17 protein-coding genes are annotated in these 21,091 nt (G+C 69.8%); 13 read left to right on the top strand and 4 right to left on the bottom strand.

Features of this window, described 5'->3' with window-relative positions:
* Window positions 1-401 precede the first annotated feature (401 nt).
* From KGD87_RS01605 to KGD87_RS01595, 3 genes are all read left to right on the top strand, one after another.
* Window positions 402-1,436 carry a S1 family peptidase gene (locus KGD87_RS01605; RefSeq protein WP_284665820.1) on the top strand — a complete coding sequence of 345 codons (1,035 nt, stop codon included), beginning with the start codon at window positions 402-404 and terminating at the stop codon, window positions 1,434-1,436.
* A 124-nt stretch (window positions 1,437-1,560) separates the two neighbouring features.
* Complete coding sequence (locus KGD87_RS01600; RefSeq protein ID WP_284665819.1) at window positions 1,561-2,595, top strand: hypothetical protein; 1,035 nt, start codon at window positions 1,561-1,563, stop codon at window positions 2,593-2,595.
* Window positions 2,596-2,693: 98 nt separating this feature from the next.
* A complete protein-coding gene (locus KGD87_RS01595; protein WP_284665818.1) occupies window positions 2,694-3,428 on the top strand; it encodes a M50 family metallopeptidase in 735 nt (244 codons plus the stop codon).
* A 123-nt stretch (window positions 3,429-3,551) separates the two neighbouring features.
* Here KGD87_RS01595 and KGD87_RS01590 read toward each other — a convergent pair whose 3' ends face one another.
* Both KGD87_RS01590 and KGD87_RS01585 read right to left on the bottom strand, forming a co-directional pair.
* Window positions 3,552-4,034, bottom strand: coding sequence for an SMI1/KNR4 family protein (locus tag KGD87_RS01590; protein ID WP_284665817.1), 483 nt, complete (start codon window positions 4,032-4,034; stop codon window positions 3,552-3,554).
* Between the two features lie 9 nt (window positions 4,035-4,043).
* Window positions 4,044-4,658 carry a hypothetical protein gene (locus KGD87_RS01585; protein ID WP_284665816.1) on the bottom strand — a complete coding sequence of 205 codons (615 nt, stop codon included), beginning with the start codon at window positions 4,656-4,658 and terminating at the stop codon, window positions 4,044-4,046.
* Between the two features lie 229 nt (window positions 4,659-4,887).
* On the opposite strand from KGD87_RS01585, the gene KGD87_RS01580 reads away from it, so the two are divergent.
* Complete coding sequence (locus KGD87_RS01580) at window positions 4,888-5,820, top strand: VOC family protein (RefSeq protein ID WP_284665815.1); 933 nt, start codon at window positions 4,888-4,890, stop codon at window positions 5,818-5,820.
* Window positions 5,821-5,846: 26 nt separating this feature from the next.
* A complete protein-coding gene (locus KGD87_RS01575) occupies window positions 5,847-6,047 on the top strand; it encodes a hypothetical protein (protein ID WP_284665814.1) in 201 nt (66 codons plus the stop codon).
* 61 nt (window positions 6,048-6,108) lie between these two features.
* Here the strand turns inward: KGD87_RS01575 and KGD87_RS01570 are convergent, their stop codons facing one another.
* Together KGD87_RS01570 and KGD87_RS01565 are read right to left on the bottom strand one after the other, a co-directional pair.
* The gene (locus KGD87_RS01570; RefSeq protein ID WP_284665813.1) at window positions 6,109-7,374 is read right to left on the bottom strand and encodes a DUF445 domain-containing protein; all 1,266 of its coding nucleotides are present in this window, start codon (window positions 7,372-7,374) and stop codon (window positions 6,109-6,111) included.
* A gap of 157 nt (window positions 7,375-7,531) precedes the next feature.
* Window positions 7,532-8,188, bottom strand: coding sequence for an MBL fold metallo-hydrolase (locus KGD87_RS01565; protein ID WP_284665812.1), 657 nt, complete (start codon window positions 8,186-8,188; stop codon window positions 7,532-7,534).
* Between the two features lie 105 nt (window positions 8,189-8,293).
* On the opposite strand from KGD87_RS01565, the gene KGD87_RS01560 reads away from it, so the two are divergent.
* The 8 genes from KGD87_RS01560 (at window position 8,294) to KGD87_RS01525 (ending at window position 21,088) form a co-directional block, all read left to right on the top strand.
* Window positions 8,294-8,959 (top strand): hypothetical protein, encoded by a 666-nt coding sequence (locus KGD87_RS01560; RefSeq protein WP_284665811.1) that lies wholly within the window; start codon window positions 8,294-8,296, stop codon window positions 8,957-8,959.
* Window positions 8,960-9,275: 316 nt separating this feature from the next.
* A complete protein-coding gene (locus KGD87_RS01555) occupies window positions 9,276-11,651 on the top strand; it encodes a DNA gyrase/topoisomerase IV subunit A (protein ID WP_284665810.1) in 2,376 nt (791 codons plus the stop codon).
* Between the two features lie 12 nt (window positions 11,652-11,663).
* Window positions 11,664-13,595, top strand: a complete 1,932-nt coding sequence (locus tag KGD87_RS01550; RefSeq protein WP_284665809.1) for a DNA gyrase/topoisomerase IV subunit B — start codon at window positions 11,664-11,666, stop codon at window positions 13,593-13,595.
* 99 nt (window positions 13,596-13,694) lie between these two features.
* Entirely contained in the window at window positions 13,695-15,164 is a 1,470-nt protein-coding gene (locus KGD87_RS01545; RefSeq protein WP_284665808.1) for a PEGA domain-containing protein, read from the top strand.
* Window positions 15,165-15,226: 62 nt separating this feature from the next.
* A complete protein-coding gene (locus KGD87_RS01540) occupies window positions 15,227-16,429 on the top strand; it encodes a PEGA domain-containing protein (protein ID WP_284665807.1) in 1,203 nt (400 codons plus the stop codon).
* Between the two features lie 48 nt (window positions 16,430-16,477).
* Window positions 16,478-18,955 (top strand): signal peptide peptidase SppA, encoded by a 2,478-nt coding sequence (gene sppA, locus KGD87_RS01535; RefSeq protein WP_284665806.1) that lies wholly within the window; start codon window positions 16,478-16,480, stop codon window positions 18,953-18,955.
* 266 nt (window positions 18,956-19,221) lie between these two features.
* Window positions 19,222-20,766, top strand: coding sequence for a transcription termination factor Rho (gene rho / locus KGD87_RS01530; protein ID WP_284665805.1), 1,545 nt, complete (start codon window positions 19,222-19,224; stop codon window positions 20,764-20,766).
* Between the two features lie 52 nt (window positions 20,767-20,818).
* A complete protein-coding gene (locus KGD87_RS01525) occupies window positions 20,819-21,088 on the top strand; it encodes a hypothetical protein (protein WP_163786669.1) in 270 nt (89 codons plus the stop codon).
* Window positions 21,089-21,091 lie beyond the last annotated feature (3 nt).

Below are 21,091 nucleotides of genomic sequence, written 5' to 3'. Positions count from 1 at the left end.
CTGCGAAGGTGCCGCACGCGACAGCGGAGGCCCCCTGCGCGGCCGTGAGCTGTGCCGCGCATGCACCCAGGCATTGCGCGGCGCAGCACACCCACCGAGCGCCGCGTCAAAGACTCACAACTCAAACCCGCGCCGCAGCGCAACAAATCCACACAAACAAGTTACACAGTTGCTGAAGCAATGCGTACGCCACTGTTTCTCAATTGCCTACATTGACAGTATTTCATGCTTACCCGCAAATACCGGTCCGTGAGCGGGCAAGAGGCGTTCCGCCAGCTCACGGTCCCCCGCTGTTCGACGTCCCTCTCTTCCGAAGGGTGAAGCCTATGAAGCTCTCGTCGATGTCTGCTGCCGCGGCGCTGTTCGCAGGACTGGCTGTGGGTCACGCTGAGGCTGTTGGTTTGGATGAAGGTCCCTCCGTGGAGGTCGTGTCCGCGATGCAGCGCGAGTTCGGGCTCACCGCGGAGCAGGCCAAGGCGCGGATGGCGTTCGAGTCCGCGGTTCCGGCCATCGAGAAGTCCCTGAAGGCGGAGCTGAGTGACCGCTTTGCCGGCGCCTGGCTGAACGCGGAGGGCAACAAGCTCATCGTCGGCGTCACCAACGACGCGGATGCCGCCCTGGTGCGCAGCGCCGGCGCCGTGCCGCAGCGGGTGAAGTACACGTCGGAGCAGCTCGACACGGTGAAGGCCCTGCTGGACGGGCAGGCGCAGTTCGCCGGTTCGGACATCCACGCCTGGTACGTGGACCCGGCCACCAACAGCGTCGTCGTCGAGGTCGCCGAGGCGAGCGCCTCGCTGGCCAGCACCCGCGGCTTCGTCGCCGCGGCCGGTCAGGACACCGACGCGGTGCGCGTGGTCCCCTCGAAGGAGCGCCCCCAGCCGCTGTACAACATCGTCGGAGGCAACGCCTACTACATCGGAAGCGGGCGCTGCTCGGTGGGCTTCGCCGTCACCGTGGGCGGCTTCGTCACCGCGGGCCACTGCGGCCGGGCGGGCAGCGCCACCACCGGCTACAACCGGGTGAGCCAGGGCACCTTCCGGGGCTCGTCCTTCCCCGGCAATGACTACGCCTGGGTGAAGACCAACACCAACTGGACCTCGACCAATCAGGTCGCCGGCACCTCCGCGCGCGTGGCGGGCTCCACGGTGGCGGCGATTGGTTCCTCGGTGTGCCGCTCCGGCTCCACCACCGGCTGGCGCTGCGGCACGGTTGGGGCCTACAACGCGACCGTCAACTACGCCCAGGGTTCGGTCTCCGGCCTGACGCGGACCAGCGCCTGCGCTCAGCCGGGTGACTCGGGTGGCTCGTTCATCTCCGGCACCCAGGCGCAGGGCGTGACGTCTGGCGGCTCCGGCAACTGCTCCGTGGGCGGCACGACGTACTTCCAGCCGGTCAACGAGATCCTCAGCGCCTACGGCCTGTCGCTCCAGCGCTGAGCGCACCTGCTGGACCGGCGGGAGCCGTCACCGCGAGGTGGCTGCTCCCGCTGTGCGTCTTCGTTTCGCGCAACTTCCGGACGCCTCCCGGGTTCACAGGACATTTCCCAGGAGGAATCACCCCATGAAGCACGACAGAAGAATGACGCTCATCTCCGCGCGCGGGCTGCTGGCCCTGGGCCTCATCGGCTGTGGCACCGCCGAGGACGCCGTCGCCCCCCTCACCGATGCGCCCCCGGGCACCTCCCGTGCGGCCCTCACGGTGTACGAGCAGGCCGCGCTGGACACGGCCAACGCTTCCGCGAGCTGCGCGCCCCTTGGGAACTTCTACTGGGAGCTTGGTGATGGCGCGGGGCCGCTCTACGGATTCCCGCGAGGCAGCGGCGTGACGGCCACGACGGTGATGCCCATCGCGTCCGCGAGCAAGTGGCTGTACGCGGGTGCCTACGTGCAGTCGAAGGGGTACGCGAACCTCACCCCGGACGAGAAGAAGCGGCTCAACTTCACCAGCGGCTACATCGACGGGAACACCACCTTGTGTGGGGACGCCGGGACGCGCGTCTCGGATTGCTACGGCCCCGCCTACAAGGACGTCTCCTACCGCCCGCTTCAGGATGGCCGGTATTTCTACAACGGAGGCCACATGCAGAAGCTGGCCCTGGACGATATCGGCGCGAGAAGGGGCACGGGCGTGTTGAGCGTCATGGACTGGGTCAACGCCCGGCTGGGCACCACCCTGCCGGAGTCCGACAGCGACGTCGCCCCGGCCGGAGGCTTCTCGGGCAGCGCGGCACACTACCGCGTCTTCCTGATGAAGCTGCTCAACGGGCAGTACGCGCTGTCCTCCAAGCTGACCGCGGATGCCGTCCCTGCCTGGCAGGGGGGCCCCGGCGTGTCCTTCACGCCGTGGACAGCGGGCCCGGCGTATTACGGGCTGGGGCATTGGATTGAGGGAGAGACTGTCAATGGCGCGTGGACGGTGACGGGCCACTCCTCGGCGGGAGCGTTCGGCTTCTATCCCTGGGTGAACGCCGCCGGAAACCGGTACATGCTCCTGGCCCGCAGTCGCCAGCTCGGCGCGAATGGCGAGGGCGAGAAGTCACGCGCCTGTGCCCAGGCCATCCGCGAGGCCTACCAGTCGGGCGTGCCGCAGCCGTAGCCGCCGCGCGTCCGCGCATGCCCCAGCCTCCCCGTCCCCCTCTCGGGCCCCTGACGCGGTAGTGTCACGTGTTGGAGTGTTCCGGGAGGGAGCGACCGATGCGGACCGCCAGCGGTGCACAGCTCGATTTCGGCCGGTTGGCCCTGCTCGTCCTCATGCTGGGGGTGGGCTGGTACTTCTGGGATTCGCCCGCCCTGTGGCCCATGAAGGTGCTGGTGGTGATGATGCATGAGAGCGGGCACGCGCTGGCGTCCTTGCTCGTGGGGGGCTCTGTGGACCGCATCCACCTGGCGGCCAACGAGTCGGGCTCCTGCCTGTCCCGCCTGCCGCCGGGGCTGTTCGCCAGGGTGGCGGTCTACTCCGGGGGCTACCTGGGCAGCGCGGTGGCCGGCGCGGGGCTGCTGCTGGCCACCTTCCGCTTCCGGCTCCGCCGCTGGGTGCTGGGCGCCGCCAGCGTGTGGCTCACCGTCATGGGCGTGCTGTACGCGGGGGACGGCTTCACCCTGCTCTTCTGCCTGGGCACCGCCGTGGTGCTCGCGCTGGGCGCGAAGTTCCTGCCGGATGGGATGGTGGACGCGCTGAACCTGTTCATCGCGGCCTTCACGGCGCTGTATGCGCTGTTCGATTTGCGCTCGGACTTGTGGAACAGCGCGGTGCGCTCGCAAAGTGACGCGGCGCTCCTGGCGGACCTCACCTACGTGCCCGCGGTGGTGTGGGCGGCGCTGTGGTCGCTGCTCGCCATCGTCCTGCTGGCGGTGGCGGCGTACACGTCCCTGCACGCCAGGCCCAAGGGGCTCCAGATGCCCTCCGTCACGACGCGGGCGCGGTCTTGACGGCGGCGCGAAACTCGGAGCGGACGGTGGCCGCGTACATGGATACCCAACTCACGGCGCGGGCTGACGCCGCGTGCGGCAGGGTGGCGCCGCCGAGCCAGGGCACGGCGGCGGCGCCATCGTTCACGCTGGCGGGAGCCAGAACCAGCGCCCATTCGAGCAGAGCGCGCCAGCGAGGAATTCGGCGAACGAGGATGCAATCTGCTCGCAGTAGTCCGGGTCCGGGAATCCCTCTCGGTAGCCATCGCGCAGGGGATACCGGCCTGCCTCTTGGTGGCTCACATCAAGGAGGATGTAATTGCTGTCCCGCACTTCGCACAGCGCGTACCAGGACGCGGGCCCACCCTTGTCGGTGTCGTCCTGGCTCATGACGACCCGCGCGCGCTGAATCCGCGACAGGGGGAGGAACGAGAATGCCGGGTCTCTGAACGTGGGGGTTCGGGGATCGAAGAGGTCGGCACCGTCGCAATGCAGGTAGAAGGCGCGCAGGTCCGGGTCCAGCGGCCATCCGACCCGCTTCTCGAACGCTTCGATTTGCTCGGGCGTCGCTGGAGGGTTGGGGTGATGGAGGCGCGACACCTCGGCGAGTAGTTCGGTCATCTTCATGTGCTGCGCTCACGCTCCATAGGGGTAGTCAGGTCCAACCTGAGTCCATGGAGGGTTGTTCGCATAGCACTGGTTGTAGAGCCCGTTCAGTGTGTCGTGAATGTCCTTGGGGAATGGAAGGATGTTCTCCCAGGCTGTTGGGTTGCCACCGTGCTTCAGGTCGCGGATGTGGTGGCCCGGATAGGCCAGTCCGTTCCTGTCAGTCGGCCACACTCCAAAGCGGGCCGCCCACTGTTCGCGGAACCGGTCACGGATATTGTCCCACTGGTTGCGCGCCGACTGATTCGCACTGACGCTGATGGTTGAGTAGTTGCAGCAACAGTGGGTCATCCCATAGCGGCTGCCGGTGTCGATGACGGTCCCCTGGTAGTCCATCTTCACATCGGCCAGCCACATGCAGCCCTGCAAGGCATACCCGCTCCCAGCGCACTTCTCGCGGCAGTAGTTCATGAGCTGGCGGCTGCACTGCCACGGACCATAGAAGATGACCGTCCGGAACTGCCCGCCACCGGGCGCGATTACGACGGGCCCCACCCACTTCCGGACCGGCACGTCAGGCCGCGTGATGGGGCCCTCGGCACACGCTGTGAAGAGAAATGCCATCAGGACGGCGAGGCGGCGCATCCGCGAAGTGTTGGCATTCAACCTTGGCATGGTGTGCGGCGAAAGCACGGTAGGGCATGGGCTGTCTATCCCTCTGTAGCGCCCGAGGGCCAGACGGCGTCACACCGGACACAGCGGCCCCACCCACAATCGCACGCATGCGTCCCGTGGGTTGTCGCGCGAAGGCCGCCGCCTCATATCGAAGCCTCCAGCCCGCGAGCGGCCTTGGGCCGCGGCACGAGGAGAGACGATGAGAGTTCCTGGCACGTGGCGCGCGAGGCTTCGCGGCGGACTCCTACTGGCCGGCGTGTGCGCCGTGGGAGGCACGCTCGTCGCCCAGGTCGGCTGCGCGTCCACGCCCGACAGCGCGGTCCGCGCGGCCATCCCCTTGTCGCCCACCCCGCTCTACGGCAAGTTCGTCTGGCACGACCTCGTCACCGACAACCCCGCCGCCGCGAAGCGCTTCTACCGGGAGCTGTTCGGCTGGGAGTTCGTGGACATCCGAGGCGGCCGCCGCCCCTACTCCCTCATCCGCGCCCAGGGGCGCTGGATTGGCGGCATCGTCCATCCGGCGAACGCGGCCGAGCGACGCGAAGGCGCGCTGTGGCTCGGCTACCTCTCCGTGCCCGACGTGGACCGCGCCGTCACCGAGGTGAGCGCCCGCGGCGGCAAGGCGCTCGACGGCCCCATCGACGTGCGGAACATCGGCCGGGCCGCCGTGGTCTCCGACCCACAAGGCGCGGCGGTGGGCTTCGTGCGCTCCCAGCCCGGAGACCCGGCCGACACGGGCGTGCCCGATGAGGGCCAGTTCTTGTGGATGGAGTACCTGGCCCAGGACCCCGTCGCCGCGGCGGGCTTCTACAAGGATCTCCTGGGGTACGAGGTCCGCGAACGCCCACTCGGCGGCGGGCCGCACTACGTCCTCGCCCAGGGACAGCATCCCCGAGGCGGCGTGCTGGCCAACCCGGTGAAAGGCGCGCGGCCCAACTGGCTCACCTATATCCGCGTGAAGGACCCCGCGGCGCTCGCGTCACGGGCCCGGGCGCTGGGCGGACGTGTGTTGCTGGCCCCGTGCCCGGAAGCGCGGGGCGGCTCGCTCGCCCTCATCGCCGACCCGAGCGGCGCGGTGCTCGCGCTCCAGCGCTACCCCTTCGAAACGTCCACGTCCGCAACGGCGCCGTGATGCGCCACCTTCGAGGAGAACCTCACATGCGTCTGCTTCGACACGCGTCCCCCCGCTCGCTGTCCTGGGCCGTCCTGATGGCCGGAGCCCTCCTCACGTCCGGCTGCACGGAGCAGCCCGCGGGCGTCGGACTTGGATTCACCACGCCGTCGCCCTGGAACGCGGCGCCTCAAATGGAAATCACGACCACCTGGAACGGCGGTCCGATGTACTGGACGTCGCCCTGAAGACTGCCTCCCCGGAGGCGGGCGGCGGACCTCAACGCCGCGCCTCCGGGGAGACGACGCATCACGCCTGCGGGGCGTGCACGCCGTTGGACAGCTCGTTGCGGACGACCTCGGAGACGCGCTCGCGGACCATCTCGCCCACGCGCTCGCGGACGTCGGCGCTCACGCTCTCACGCACCGCGCTCGCGATGCGCTCGGGGTCGACGGCGCTACCGCCGCTGTGCTGCATCGGCGGCGTGGACGGACCGGCACGCATCGCCTCACCGAGCGCGGAGCGGACGGCCTCGGGGAGCTGCGAGCGGAGCGCCGAGTCCAGCTCCGAGCGCATGCTGCTGATGAGCCGCTCACGCAGCGGGTCCGCCAGCCGGCTGCGGATGGCGTCCGCCAGGCGCTCCACGTCGTGCCCGCCCTGCCCCATCATCCCGCCCTGGCCCATCGTGCCCCGGTGACGGGCCATGGCGCCGCGCAGCAGCTCGCCCATGCGCTCCCGCAGCACCTCGCGGACGCGCTCGCGGACCGCCGAGTTGATGCGCTCACGGAGCCCCTCGGACAGCCGGTCCTGGAGGGTCATCGCGATGCGCTCGGGGTCGAACGAACCGGCCGCCATGCCGCCCCACTGGCGCGTCATGACGCCGCGGAGCCCGTCGGCCAGGCGCTCGCGCAGGGACTCGCGCACGCGCTCACGCAGGCTGTACACCAGCCCCTCGTGGAGGGCCTCGGCCAGGCGCCCGCGGAGGGCGTCCGCCAGCCGCTCCGCGTCGTGGGGGTTGAAGCCGGGCACGCGCTCCGACATCACCGAGCGCAGCGTGTCCGCCAGCCGCTCGCGCAGGGCCTCGCGCACGCCGTCATGCGCGGCGGTGTTGATGCGCTCGCGCAGGGACTCCAGCAGCCGGGTGCGCACCGTCTCCGCCAGCCGCTCGGCATCCGGGCCGCCGAAGCCGTGGGAGGACATCTGCCACTGCTCGATCATCCCCGCGCGCACGCACTCGGCCAGCCGCTCGCGGATGCCGTCGCGGATGCGCTCGTGCACCACGGAGGCGATGCGCTCGCGCAGCGTCTCCGCCAGGCGGGAACAAAGCGCGTCCGCGATGCGCTCCGGCTCCGGCATCCCGTAGCCCTGCTGCATCATCCCGTACCCCTGCGGCATGCCGCCGCCGCGCTCGGACATCGCGTGGCGGATGGCCTCCCCCACGCGCTCACGCACCTCGCGGCCGAGCCGGTCCTCAATCGTGGAGACAATCTGCTCGCGAACGGCTTCGACGACCCGCTCCTTCAGCGACTCGCCGAACATCTGCTGCGACTGGGGGGAAAGCTGCTCCTGAAACATGAGAACGCTCCTGACTCGACGCCTGGACTGCGAGGAAACACGGCAGGCGAACACCCCTCTCCTGCCGGGCGCGATTCAATAGACAGGCACGCACTCGGGGTAAACGTGTCGTCGGTGTGAGAGCGCGTTGGGCGCCAGACACCGGAGGCGCGGGCGGCTACGTGCGCGGCCGCATGCGGAACGCGACGAAGGCGTCCACGCTGTCGAAGGCGAAGTACGGGTTCTTCCGCCGCACCGTCTCCATGGACGTCACTGGCACGTCCCCATAGTCGTGCCCTGGATACAGCTTCGCGCTGTCAGGCACCTTCGCCAGCACCTGGGACAGGGAGCGGTACATCTCCTCCGGGTCGCCGCCGCTCATGTCACACCGGCCGCATCCATTGATGAACACGGTGTCCCCGGACACGAGCGCGTCACCGGCCAGCAGGCAGTGCGAGCCCGGCGTGTGCCCGGGCGTGTGCAGCGCCTGGAACGTCTCCGTCCCCACGCGCACCTCGTCCCCCGGCCCCAGGGGCCGCAGCGCGCCGCCCAGCTCGCGCAGCTCCGGGGAGAACTGGACCTCTTCACGCTGCGCGAACACCGGCACGTCCCACTTCGACAAGAGGTCCGGCAGGCCGTTGATGTGGTCGAAGTGGCAGTGCGAGACGAACGCGCCCACCACGCGCTTGCCGTCCTGCTTCACCGCCTGCTCGATGGCCTCCACGTCCCACGCGGGGTCCACCACCACCACTTCGTCCGAGTGTCGGGGGCCCACCAGGTAGACGAAATTGTCCATGGGCCCGAGCTTGAGCTGCCGCACGTACGGTTCACGCATCGCGAAATCCTCCTCGTCGAAAGCCCCACTCTAACGTCCGGGACTTGAAGCGGCGGGCCCCTTCCCCCTTGAATAGGTCCTTTTTGCCTCTGGGGAGGTCTCCACGTGAAGCGCCCATTGCTCCTCTGCACCCTGCTCGCCGGCACCGCCTTCGCCGCCAAGGAGCGCGCCACCTTCCGCTACACCGCGCCTCCGGATGGGGAGCGTCCCGTCATCGTCAACGCCGTCATCGGCCCCCAGGGCAGTGACTTCGCCATGCGCCTGCGCTTCGACAAGGTGCCGTTTGGAGACGCGTGCAAGAACCGCTGCGCCAACACCACGCTGCTGCTGGACACCGACAACAGCAAGCAGACGGGCCTGCGCCTGGCCGCGAAGCAAGCGCCCGGCAACGGCGCCGACGTCGCCATCGTCATCCAGGGCGTGCGCGACTACGCGAGCCAGGACGGCGCCCCGGCCGCGAGCTGGCTGAGGGTGAAGGTCCGCCTGCTCGGCAGCGAGGCCTCCTCCGTGGATGACGGCGAGCTGCTGGCCGAGTTCAACCACCGCCAGGACCCCGAGCGGCTCCACGTGGACGGGGAGACCATCTACCTGCTGGTGGACGCCACCAGCGCCGCCCTGCCCTCCGCCCGGAAGGCCCGCGTCGTCTATCAGCCGCCCGGCGCCAAGCCGCTCCAGGCCACCATTCCCGGGATGATTGGCGGCGGGAGCGGCAAGGGCGTGCGCATCTTCAAGGACGGTTCGTGGGGGAAGGCCCGCGACGCGACCCCCTAGGGCGTCCGCCCGCCGCCGGAGGGACGAGCTGCCCTTGCCCCCCCGCACCCACCGTCCCGACCCATCCAGCAGCCAGGAGGCCTTCGACCTCGGAATTCCGCGGGGTTGAAGTGGGGTTCTGCTGGCGAACAGGCCTGGACAGGCGTATAGGTGGGCACTGTTGGAGAGTGCGCAACCCCCCGAATTCGTTCCCAATGTCAGGGTGGCATGGTAGTCCCGGCGCCCTGTTACATACCTCTGCCCCCCAACGCGAGGAGTGCGCGGGTCGCGCGCCGCGTTCGAGGTGCGGGGCGTTCTCACCTGTGGATTGACGACCATGCTCGGAGAAGCCGAAACGAAAACGCGGAAGAAGCAGGGGGCCGGGGGGGGCGGTAACGGAGGGGGTGGCTCCGCGGGCGGCAGTGGTGACGGTTCCGTGCCGGCCTCGCTCGCGGACGAGGCGCGCCGCCGGTACATCAACTACGCCCTGTCGGTCATCACCTCGCGCGCCCTGCCGGACGTACGTGACGGCCTCAAGCCGGTGCAGCGCCGCATCCTGTTCGGCATGTACCACGACCACCGGCTGACGCATGAAGCCAAGTACCAGAAGTCCGCCAAGGTGGTTGGCAGCGTCATGGGTCAGTACCACCCGCACGGTGACTCCTCCATCTACGAGGCGCTGGTGCGCATGGCGCAGGACTTCTCGCTGCGCTACCCGCTGGTGGACGGCCACGGAAACTTCGGCTCGCTCGACGGCGACGGCGCGGCGGCCATGCGCTACACCGAGTGCCGCCTGGCGATGCTGTCCAGCGAGCTGCTGACGGAGCTGGGCAAGAAGACGGTGGCCTACCGGCCGACCTACGACGGCACCTTGCAGGAGCCGGTGGTCATCCCCGCGCGGGTGCCGCAGCTGCTCATGAATGGCACCACGGGCATCGCCGTGGGCATGGCCACCAACATCCCGCCCCATCACCTGGGCGAGCTGGTGGACGCGCTGGTGGCGCTCATCGAGAACCCGCAGCTTGTGACGAAGGACCTGCTCAAGTGGGTGAAGGGTCCCGACTTCCCCACCGGCGGGCAGATCCTCAACGACAAGAAGGAGCTGCGCGACATCTACGAGTCGGGCCAGGGGAGCATCCGGATCCGCGGTGAGTACAAGCTGGAGGACCTCAAGCGAGGCGGCCAGCAGATCATCATCACCTCCATCCCCTACACGGTGAACAAGTCCACGCTGGTGGCCAAGTTCGGCGACCTGGTGCGCGAGCGGAAGCTGCCGCTCATCACCGACGTGCGCGACGAGTCCACCAAGGACGTGCGCATCGTCCTGGAGCTGAAGAAGGACGCCAACCCCGAGCTGGTGATGGCGTACCTGTACAAGCAGACGCCGCTGCAGACGAACTTCGGCGTCAACCTCACCTGCCTGGTCCCCATCAAGGACAAGCCCGAGCTGAGCGCGCCCGAGCGGCTCAACCTCAAGGACATCCTCTGGTACTTCCTCACCTTCCGCTTCGACGTGGTGACGAAGCGCTTCGAGCACGAGCTGGGCGAGCTGCTCCGGCGCGTCCACATCCTGGAGGGCTTCGAGAAGGTCTACGACGCGCTCGACGAGATGATCAAGATCATCCGCGCGTCGGAAGGAAAGCAGGACGCGGCCCGGAAGCTCATCGCCCGCTTCAAGCTGGATGAAGCCCAGGTGGACGCCATCCTGGAGATGAAGCTCTACAAGCTGGCCCGCCTGGAGATCCTGGTCGTGCAGAAGGAGCTCAAGGAGAAGCGCGCCGAAATCAAGCGCATCCAGGGCATCCTCAAGGACAAGAACAAGGTGTGGGGCACGGTCCGGGACGAGCTGGGCGAGATGAAGGCCCGCTACAACGACAAGCGCCGCACGCGCATTGGCGGCGCGGGCTCCGAGGAGATGGAGTTCAGCGCCGAGGCGTTCATCGCGGACGAGGACGCGCACGTGGTCATCACCCGCGACGGCTGGGTCAAGCGCGTGCGCGAGGTGAAGGACCCGTCCACCACCCGCCTGCGTGAAGGCGACGCGGTGATGGCGGTGCTGGCCGGCAGCCTGAAGGCGAACCTGGTGCTGTTCAGCAACTTCGGCACCGCGTACGTCACCCGCTTCAACGACGTGCCCGCCTCCACGGGCTACGGCGAGCCGGTGCAGAAGTTCTTCAAGTTCGACGACGGCGAGCGCGTGGTGTCCGCCCTGTCGCTGGACGCGCGGCTGCCGCGCCCGCAGAAGCTGGTGGGCGTGACGAAGCAGGGCCTGGGCATGCGCTTCCTGCTGGAGCCGCACCTGGAGGTCTCCACGCGCGCCGGCCGCCGCTACGCGAAGACGGGTGAAGGCGACGAAATCATCGGCGTGCAGCCGGTGACGGACCGCGACCTGCTGGCGGTGCTGACGGAGAAGACCAGCGCCCTGGTGTGCAAGGTGGCGGAGGTCAACGAGCTGGCGGGCCCGGGCAAGGGCGTCACCGTCATCAAGGTGGACGGCAATGACCGGGTGGTGGACTTCCTCGCCGCGGCGCCCTCGCAGAAGGACGCGAAGCTGGAGTTCGAGACGCAGAAGGGCCGCAAGCTGCACCTGTCCCCTGCGAAGTACGGGTTGACGGGCCGCGGCGGCAAGGGCCACGAGATGTCGAAGCGCGACGCCGTGAAGGAGGTGACGCGCCCCGTCACCTTCATCCCGTTGCCCGAGAAGAAGGACTAGGCAGAGGACGCCATGGCGACGAAGAAGGAAACCTATACAGGCGCGGACATCCAGGTCCTGGAAGGTCTGGAGCCGGTGCGCAAGCGCCCGGCGATGTACATCGGCGGCACCGACAGCACGGGGTATCACCACCTGCTGTGGGAGATCCTCGACAACTCGGTGGACGAGGTCATCAACGGCTTCGCCACCACGGTGGAGGTGACGCTCCACAAGGACTGCCGCAGCGTCACGGTGGTGGACAACGGGCGAGGCATCCCCGTGGACATCATGCCCAAGCACAAGAAGCCGGCCGTGGAGGTCATCCTCACGACGCTTCACGCGGGCGGCAAGTTCGAGCAGGGCAACTACATCCACTCCGGCGGTCTGCACGGCGTGGGCAGCTCGGTGGTGAACGCGCTGGCGCGCAAGCTCATCGTGGAGATCAAGCGCGATGGCAAGAAGCACGTCCAGACGTACGCGCGGGGCAAGGCCACCAGCACGCTGAAGGCGGAAGGCGCCACGCGGGGCACGGGCACCGCCGTCACCTTTGAACCGGACCCGGAGATCTTCGGCGACAAGCTGAAGTTCGACGCGGAGACGGTGCGCGAGCGGCTGGAGGCCAAGAGCTACCTGCACAAGGGCATGACGGTCGTCTGGAAGGACGAGACGTCCAGCCCGCCCACGTCGGTGACGTACAAGCACGACGGCGGCATCGCGGAGTACCTCACCAAGGTGGTGGCGGAGCGGAACAAGCCGCTGGTGCCCGCGGGCAGCGCGGCCTTCTACCACTCGCGTGACAACGGGGTGCGGCTGGAGGCGGCGCTGGCGTGGACGGAGGCCACCGACGAGCACATCCGCTCGTACGTCAACGGCATCCCCACCCCGCTGGGCGGCACGCACGAGGCGGGCCTGCGCGGCGCGGTGGTGAAGGCGGTGCGCAACTACATCGAGACGCACGGCATCGCGCCCAAGGGCGTGACGCTCACCGCGGAGGACATCCGCGAGGGCATCACCGCCATCCTGTCCACCTACGTGGTGGAGCCGCAGTTCCAGGGCCAGACGAAGGGGCGGCTCAACAACCCCGAGGTGTCCGGCCAGGTGGACGGCGTGCTGCGTCCGGCGCTGGAGAAGTGGCTCAACGACAACAAGTCCATCGCCGAATCGGTGGTGGCCCGCATCGTGCTGGCCGCCCGCGCGCGCGAGGCCAGCCGGGCCGCGTCCCAGGCGGTGAGCCGCAAGACGGCGGTCAGCCACCGGCTCAACCTGCCGGGCAAGCTGGCGGACTGCTCGTCCACGGACCCGGGCCAGAGCGAGCTGTTCATCGTGGAGGGTGACTCCGCAGGCGGCTCCGCCAAGCAGGGCCGCGACAGGCGCACCCAGGCCATCCTCCCGCTGCGCGGCAAGGTGCTCAACGCGGAGCAGGCGTCCACCGACAAGGTGACGACGAACAAGGAGCTCCAGGACATCGTGTCCGCGCTGGGCTGCGGCATCGGCTCCGACTTCGACATCAGCAAGCTACGCTACGGCCGCGTCTTCCTGCTGATGGACGCCGACAGCGACGGGCACCACATCGCCACGCTGCTGCTCACCTTCTTCTACCGGCACCTGCGCCCGCTGATTGAGAGCGGCGCCATCCACATCGCCCAGCCGCCGCTGTACCGCGTGGACATTGGCAAGGAGACGTACTGGGCGCTGGACGAGCCGGACCGCGACCGCATCATCAAGGAGAAGACGAAGGGCAACGCCAAGCCCAACATCATGCGCTTCAAGGGCCTGGGCGAGATGACGCCCGACGAGCTGAAGCAGACGACGCTCGACCCGAAGAACCGCATGAGCCTGCGCGTCACCATCGACAAGCCCCTGGAGACGGACCGGCTCATCAACGACTTGATGGGCAAGGACGTCAGCGCCCGCTTCCGGTTCATCATGGAGCGCGCCAGCGAGGTCCAGGACCTGGACGTCTAGTCAGGGCGGAATCACCCTCGCGGGTCCCTCCCACCCCGGAGGGGCCCGCGCGCAGCAGGGCTTTTGAGACGGAGCCCTGGCTCGGCTAGCATCCGCGCCGTGACTACGTTCCGCCGAACCTCCCTGCTGCTCGCGCTCCTGCTGGCCACCTCTCCCGCCTACGGGCAGTCCACGCGGAAGAAGAAGTCCAGCAAGAAGCCCCCCGCCACCACCCAGCCGGTGAAGACGACCAAGGCCCCCCCGGCGGATGACGCGGACAGCGATGAATCCGTCGAGCCCCGGATTTTCGGCGCTCCGAACGACAACGACGAGACATCCGTCACGCCGCTGGTGTCTCCGGACGCCCCGGCCGTGGCCACGCCCGCGGGTGCGCCGGGCGCCGCGGGTGAGCCGGCGTTGGCCAGCGCGGCGGTGACGGCCACGGGGCCGGTGGCGCTCTTCGCGGTGGCGCGGACGTCCGCGGTGGAAGAGGCCGCGGTGAAGCTGGAGGACGAACTGCTGAGCCGGCTGAAGGCGAGCGGCGTGGCGCTGGTGGACCTGGGCGCGGCCTTCCCGCCGTCCCCGCCGGCCTCGCTGGCGCGCGCGGACACGCTCTTCGAGCAGGGCCGCACCGACTACGACAACCTGGACCCCGAGGCCGCCGAGGCGAAGTTCCTGGCCGCGGCGGAGGCCTATACGAAGCAGCCGGCGGAGCTGAGCCCGGAGCGGCTGGCCAAGACGTACCTGTTCCTGGGCGCCTCGCGGATGCTCAACGGCGACTCCGCCGGCGGCCAGGAAGCGTTCAAGCGCGCGGTGGTGGCGGAGCCGTCGATGACGCCCGACACCTCGCTCTTCGGGCAGGACGTGCTGAAGGCCTTCGACCAGGCCCGCGCCGAGGTGACGGCGCGGCCGGCCGGCACGCTGGTGGTGGAGTCGAAGCCGGCGGGCGCCAGCGTCCTCGTACGTGGCCGGGAGCTGGGCGTCACGCCGCTCAAGGGCGTGGAGCTGCCCGCGGGCCAGCACCCGGTGGTGGTGGCCCTTCCCGGCTACGCGGCCTTCGCCCAGTACACCGACGTCGCGTCCGCCAAGCGCACCGAGGTGAAGGCGGCGCTGGAGCCCACCCCGGGCCTGTCCGCCGTGCGTGACGCGGCGGTCCATGCCAGCACCGAGCAGGCCTTCGAGCGTGACACGCCGCCGCCCGAGGCGCGCGCCATTGGTGAGCGGCTCAACGCCCGCTACGTGGTGCTGGCGGCAGTGGACCGCGGGGACAAGGGCTACCTCCAAGCCGAGCTCCAGGCGTGGGATTTGCGCTCCAACGCGCGGCTGCGCGGGGTGGAGATTTCCCTGGTGCCGGGCGCGAAGAAGAACGGCCCGGACGCGGCGGCGGACCAGGTGCGCGCCTTCGTCACCGGCGTCGCTGCGCCCCGGGTGGCGGACGGCGGCAACTCGTTCTCCACCCTCATCAAGCGCCCGTGGTTCTGGGCGGTGGTCGGCGGCGCGGCGGCGGTGACGGCCGGGGCCGTCTTCGTGGCGACGTCCCAGGACAAGGGTCGCCCGTTCAACCCCGTTTCTGGTGGCGTTGGATTCTGAGGCGGAGCCGCGTGTTGAATGCCCGGACCGCCTCCCGCGTCGCCTGTTTCAGAGGTCACCCCATGAAAGCCGCCCTCGCCCTTGTCCTCCTCCCCGCGCTGGCCCTCGCGGCCCCGCCCCAGGCGCGCCGCGTCAGCACCCTCCTGGTGCCCATGGACCCGGCCTCCGAGGCCTCCAGCGTGCAGATGGAGGGCTACATGAACGACGCCCTCACGCACTTCGCCGGCATGAAGGTCCGCAAGTCGGAGGAGCTGTTCGGCATGCCGGAGGACGCGGCGGCCCGGGCCTCGCTGGAGCGCGGGCGCAAGGGCTACTCGGAGAGCCTCTCCGCCTTCGACAAGAAGGAATACGAGGAGGCGGAGCGCAAGGTGCGCGCCACCCTGAAGGAGCTGCAGGGGGCCGCGGGCGCCATGCGCGGGTGCTCGCCGCTGTGTGACGCGCTGGCGCTGTACGCCGCCGTGCTGCACCTGCGCGGCGAGGTGGAGGAGGCGAAGCTGGCGCTCATCGACCTCATCGCGCTGTCCCCCACCCATGAGCTGTCCCCCAAGCGCTTCACGCGCGAGTTCCTCTCCCTGCGCGTGCAGGTGGCCACCAGCCGCACGTCCCAGCTGCGCGGCACCGCCACGGTGAACTCGCGGCCCGCGGGCGCGCGCGTGTACGTGGACGGCGAAGCCGTGGGCTACACGCCGGTGACGCTGCCCGCGCTGCCCATTGGCAAGCACCTGCTGCGCGTGGAGCGCCCGGGCTTCCAGCAGTACGGGCAGCTCATGGAGGTGGCCACCGACGACACCGAAGTCACCGCCAGGTTGGTGCCTACCTCTTCGTACAAGGCCTACGACGCGAAGCTGGACCGGGTGGCGGGCGAGGTGAACCGCGCCGGAGAGAAGGCGTCTGGCGTGGCGGCCATGGCACAGTCGCTGGGGCTGGACCGGGTGATGGTGGGCACCCTGCGCGCCAATGGCGAGGGCACCGAGCTGACGCTGGGCTACTACGACGCGCGCACCGGCCAGAGGATGGCGGGGCGGCGCATGGCCGTCCAGGGCGACGAGTTCGGCCAGCTGAAGCAGGAGATGGAGCGGGTGGTGAACCACCTGGTGAACAGCGTTGGTGAGCAGGTGACCCGGAGCAAGGACCCCTTGGACAGCCGCGGCGGCATGGAGGACTGGTCGTCGGAGGACCGGGGCGGCCGTGGCAAGGCCCAGGACAAGAGGAGCAAGCCCGGCGACGACCCGCTCGACGGTGTGTCCGGAACCGAGGACTGGTGACGCAGAGCGCTTGTCCCGGGACGGCGGACGCCTAGAGTCCCGGGGCGTATGCGCCTGCTCGCCCTCCTGCTCCTCCCCAGCCTCGCGCTCGCCCAGACGAGCGTCATCAGCCAGCCCGCTCTGCCCTCCCGGGGGCTGACGCTGCCGCCCACGGGCGCCGCGCTGGTGGATGAAGCCACCGCCCTGTCGCTCAACCCCGCGGGCCTGGGCTTCGTCGAAGGCAGCCAGCTCTTCTACCTGCACGAGCGAAACCTCGTGCATGACGGCCTGGGAGACGGCGTCTTCCTGGCCACGCGCCTGCTCGGCATGGGCCTGGGCGGCGCCATGGAGTGGATTCGCGGCCGGGCGGAGCCGGACTACCGCCGCACGTCGCTGGGCCTCTCCCTGGGCACGCGCACGCTGCAGTTGGGCGGCTCGTGGCACTCCTACGGTTCGTCCAACCGGGACATCGACGCGCTGGACACCTTCGACGTGGGCCTCACGGCGCGCCCCCTGCGGGCGCTGTCGCTGGGCGCGGTGGTGCGCGACGTCAACGCCCCCACCGAGGCCACGCTGGCGCTGAAGCGGCAGTACAACCTGGGCCTGGGCGTGCGCCCGCTGGATGAGCGCTACACGCTGGGCGTGGACTGGCTCTTCTCCGAAGGCGCGTTCCGCCAGGGCCAGGCGACGTACACCCTCAACGCGGAGGTGATTCCGGGCCTCCGCCTGGGCGCGGGCGTGTCCCACGGCTTCACCTCCGGGGTGCCCGTCGCGCTCCAGGTGGCGGCCACGGTGGACACCTCGCACCTGGGCCTCACCTACGCGGCGGGCGGGACGAACGCGGGGTTGGACCACCTGGTGGCGGTGCGCCTGTCGTCGGAGACGTACCGCTCCATCGCGCCGCGCGGCGGCGTGGTGACGCTGCTGGACTTGAATGATGCCTTGAGCGGCGGCACCAGCCCCGTCCTCTCCTGGCTGGGCGTCAGCGAGGCGGACCCGTACCTGCGGCTGACGCGGTGGTTGGACCTGGCCACCCAGGACGACCGGCTGGCCGGCGTGGTGGTGAAGCTGGAGAGCCTGCCCGGGGTGAGCTGGGGCAAGGCGGAGGAGCTGCGGCAGGCGCTGCTGCGGCTGCGCGCGTCCGGCAAGCGGGTGATGGCGGTGGTGCTGTCCACGGACGACCTGGGCTACTTCGTCGCGTCGGCGGCGGACCGCATCTACGCGCTGCAGGAGTCGATTCTCTACATCAACGGCCTGGCCGTGCACCTCCAGACGTACGGCGGGACGATGGAGAAGCTGGGCGTGCACTGGGACGTGGCGCGGGTGGGCCGCTTCAAGACGGCCCCGGAGCAGCTCTCCCGCACCGAGCCCAGCGACGCGGCCCTGGAGTCCACGAACGCCTACCTGGACACGGAGGTGGCCGTCTACGAGAAGGCCGTGCAGGAAGGCCGCAAGGTGCCCGTGGAGCGGCTGCGCGCGCTGTGGGCCCTGGGCCTGCCCCACCCGAAGCGCGCGGTGGAGCTGGGGTTGATGGACGGCATTATCTCCTCGACGGAGCTGGACAAGAAGGTGGCGGAGCTGGTGCCGGGCGGACGCTTCAGCACCACGTACGCGCCGCGCGACGAGCGCGATGGCCGCTGGGCCCGCCGGCGCCGCATCGCCGTGGTGCCGGTGCTGGGCGACATCATCGGCGGACGCAGCCGCGAGGACCCGCTGGGCTTCAGCCGCCTCGCGGGCGCGGAGACGGTGATGCGCGCGCTGGAGCAGGCGCAGTCGGACCCGAGCGTGGCGGCCATCGTCGTGCGCGTGGACTCGGGCGGCGGCGAGGTGCTGGCGTCACACCTGATGTACGAAGCCGTGCTGGAGGCGGCCAGACACAAGCCCGTCATCGCCTCCATGGGGGACATGGCCGCGTCCGGCGGCTACTACGCCGCCATTGGCGCGCACGAGGTGTTCGCCCTGCCCACCACCCTGACGGGCAGCATCGGCGTCTTCTACATCAAGCCCGCCTTTGAAGGACTGCTGGGCGGACTGTTGGGCGTGCACCAGGAGAGCCTGACCCGCGCGCCGCTGGCGGACATCCTGGACGTGTGGCGCCCCTGGACGCCGGAGGAGCAGGAGGCGGCCCAGGCGTGGGCGGACGCGTCCTACGACAGCTTCATCACCCAGGTGGCGCTGCGGCGGAAGATGGACAAGGCGAAGGTGGACGAGGTCGCCCGCGGCCGGGTGTGGAGCGGCCAGGACGCGCTCGCTCGCGGCCTCGTGGACAAGCTGGGCGGGCTGCTGGAGGCGGTGGACTCCGCGCGGCTGCGGGCCGGAGTCCCTCCGGACGAGGAGCTGGACCTGGTGGTGATGGGCGAGGCCCGGGGCTTCCTCTCCGCGCTGGGCGGTGAGCCCGGGGTGCGCGCGGCGCTGTCCCTGCTGCCCGCGCAAGAGCCCGCCCTGCCCGAGTCCCTGCGGGCGCTGGCCCGCTCGGCTGGGCTGAACCTGATGTTGCTCCAGCCGGGCGTGAAGGCGATGGTGCCCTTCCAGATAACCGTCCGCTGAGGTCCTGGCGGCGGCCGTGATTCGGCAGGGAGGGGTCGGGAGGACGACACCTCGCGAAAAAAGCGGCGGCGTCGTCCCCGGCCTCTGTTACTGTTACTCCTGCACCCCGGACGGCTTTGGGCCGCCAGGGTGCTCCAGGAACCGGCGGTTCGGCTTGCTTGTCACCAGGGCCCCGCGTCCGCTTCCTGTCCCACGGCCTGAGTCACCTTGCGTCCCCGCCCTCCTCCTGGAGCGGCCGCCCGGGGCGCACACAGTCTGGAACTTTCATGAGCGAAAACCCCGATAACCGCGACCCACGTGATGCCCCCCCTGTTCCCGCCGCCCGCGCCGTGGCGCCGCCCGAGCCGGACGACGACGGTGGCGACGAGGGCGACGACGAGGGGCCCGACGACGGTGATTCCAGCGCGAGTGGCGCACAGGGAGGTGCCCCCGGGCAGGCCACCGGCCGCCGCCGCCGCCGTCGGCGCCGTCGCCGTGGCGCGCAGGTCCTCTTCACCCCGGACGGCCAGGCCTACCGGATGCAGCCAGGAGCGGACGGCCAGCAGGTCCAGGTCTTCCTGACGCCGCAGGAGCTGGAGCAGCACCGCCAGCGGCAGGCGCAGCAGCAACAACAGCAACAGCAACAACCGCAGCCGGCGCACGGCGGCGGGGGCCAGCAGCACGCGCGCCACGCGCAGCACGGGGGCGGCGGCCAGCAGGCCTCGCAGCAGGCGAACCTGTCGCCGGTGGAGGGCGTGCTGGACACGGAGGCCAAGGGCCCCAACGCCTTCCTGCGTCAGCTCAAGCGCAGCCTGCTGGCGGCGCCGGACGACCCGGAGCTGCCCAAGAACCTGGTCCAGAAGCTGCGGCTGCGGCAGGGCCAGTACATCACCGCCTTCGCGCAGATGCGGGGCCACAAGGGCGTCATCCAGAAGGTGGACACGGTGGACGGCCGGCCACTCGAGGGCGCGCCGCGGCTGCCGCACTTCGCGGACCTGACGTCGGTGGACCCCACCGAGCGGCTCAAGCTGGAGAACGGGCACAAGGAGATGGTGACCCGGGTGCTGGACCTCATCTCGCCCATTGGCAAGGGTCAGCGCGCGCTCATCGTCGCCCCGCCCAAGACGGGGAAGACCATCATGCTCCAGCGCATCGCCCAGGCCGTCCTCTCCAACCACCCGGAGTGCCACGTCATGGTGGTGCTCATCGACGAGCGCCCGGAGGAAGTGACGGACATGCGGCGGAGCATCAAGGCGGAGGTGCTGGCCTCCAGCTCCGACCGCCCCACCGCGGACCACCTCAAGGTGGCGGAGCTGGCCCTGGAGCGCGCGCGCCGGCTGGTGGAGTCGGGCAAGGACGTGGTCATCCTCCTGGATTCGATTACGCGGCTGGCCCGCGCCTTCAACAAGGAGGTCGACAACTCCGGCCGCACCATGTCCGGCGGCGTGGACAGCCGCGCCCTGGAGCGCCCCAAGCGCATCTTCGGCGCCGCCCGCGCGACGGAGGAGGCCGGCTCGCTGACCATCATCGGCACGGCGCTCATCGACACCGGCAGCCGCATGGACGAGGTCATCTTCGAGGAGTTCAAGGGCACGGGTAACTCCGAAGTCACTTTGGACCGCCTCCTGGCGGAGAAGCGCGTCTTCCCCGCCGTCAACATCGCCCAGTCCGGCACGCGCAAGGAGGAGAAGCTCTTCACCCTGCGCGAGTACGAGAAGGTGAAGAAGCTGCGGCAGATGCTCTTCTCCGTGAAGCCGGTGGAGGCCATGGAGGCGCTCGTGAAGCGGCTGTCCCGCTACACGTACAACGACGAGTTCCTCGACGAGCTGTAGTCCCCGCTTCGGGAGTGGCACGGCGGGCCCGGGTGTGCGTTAAGGTGGCGGCATGATTCAAGGCTCGGGCCGCTGCCACTACCACCCGGAGCGCGCCGGCCTCGGCGTCTGCGTGGAGTGCCGGCGTGTCATCTGCCGGGAATGCACCACGCAGTTCGAGGGCATCAACCGCTGCGCCCACTGCCTGGCCCAGCGCCTCAAGGCGCTGGAGGGCCCGGGTGAGCGCCGCGAATGGTCGGCGGGCAACGTGGTGCTGGCCCTGTTGAGCCTGGCGCTCGTCTGGGGCGGCATCCTCCTGATGGCCCAAGTGGCGGCGAGCTGACCC

This window comes from Myxococcus sp. SDU36, from assembly GCF_030168875.1.
GTDB lineage: Bacteria > Myxococcota > Myxococcia > Myxococcales > Myxococcaceae > Myxococcus > Myxococcus vastator.
This window is presented reverse-complemented; position numbering and strand designations above follow the sequence as displayed.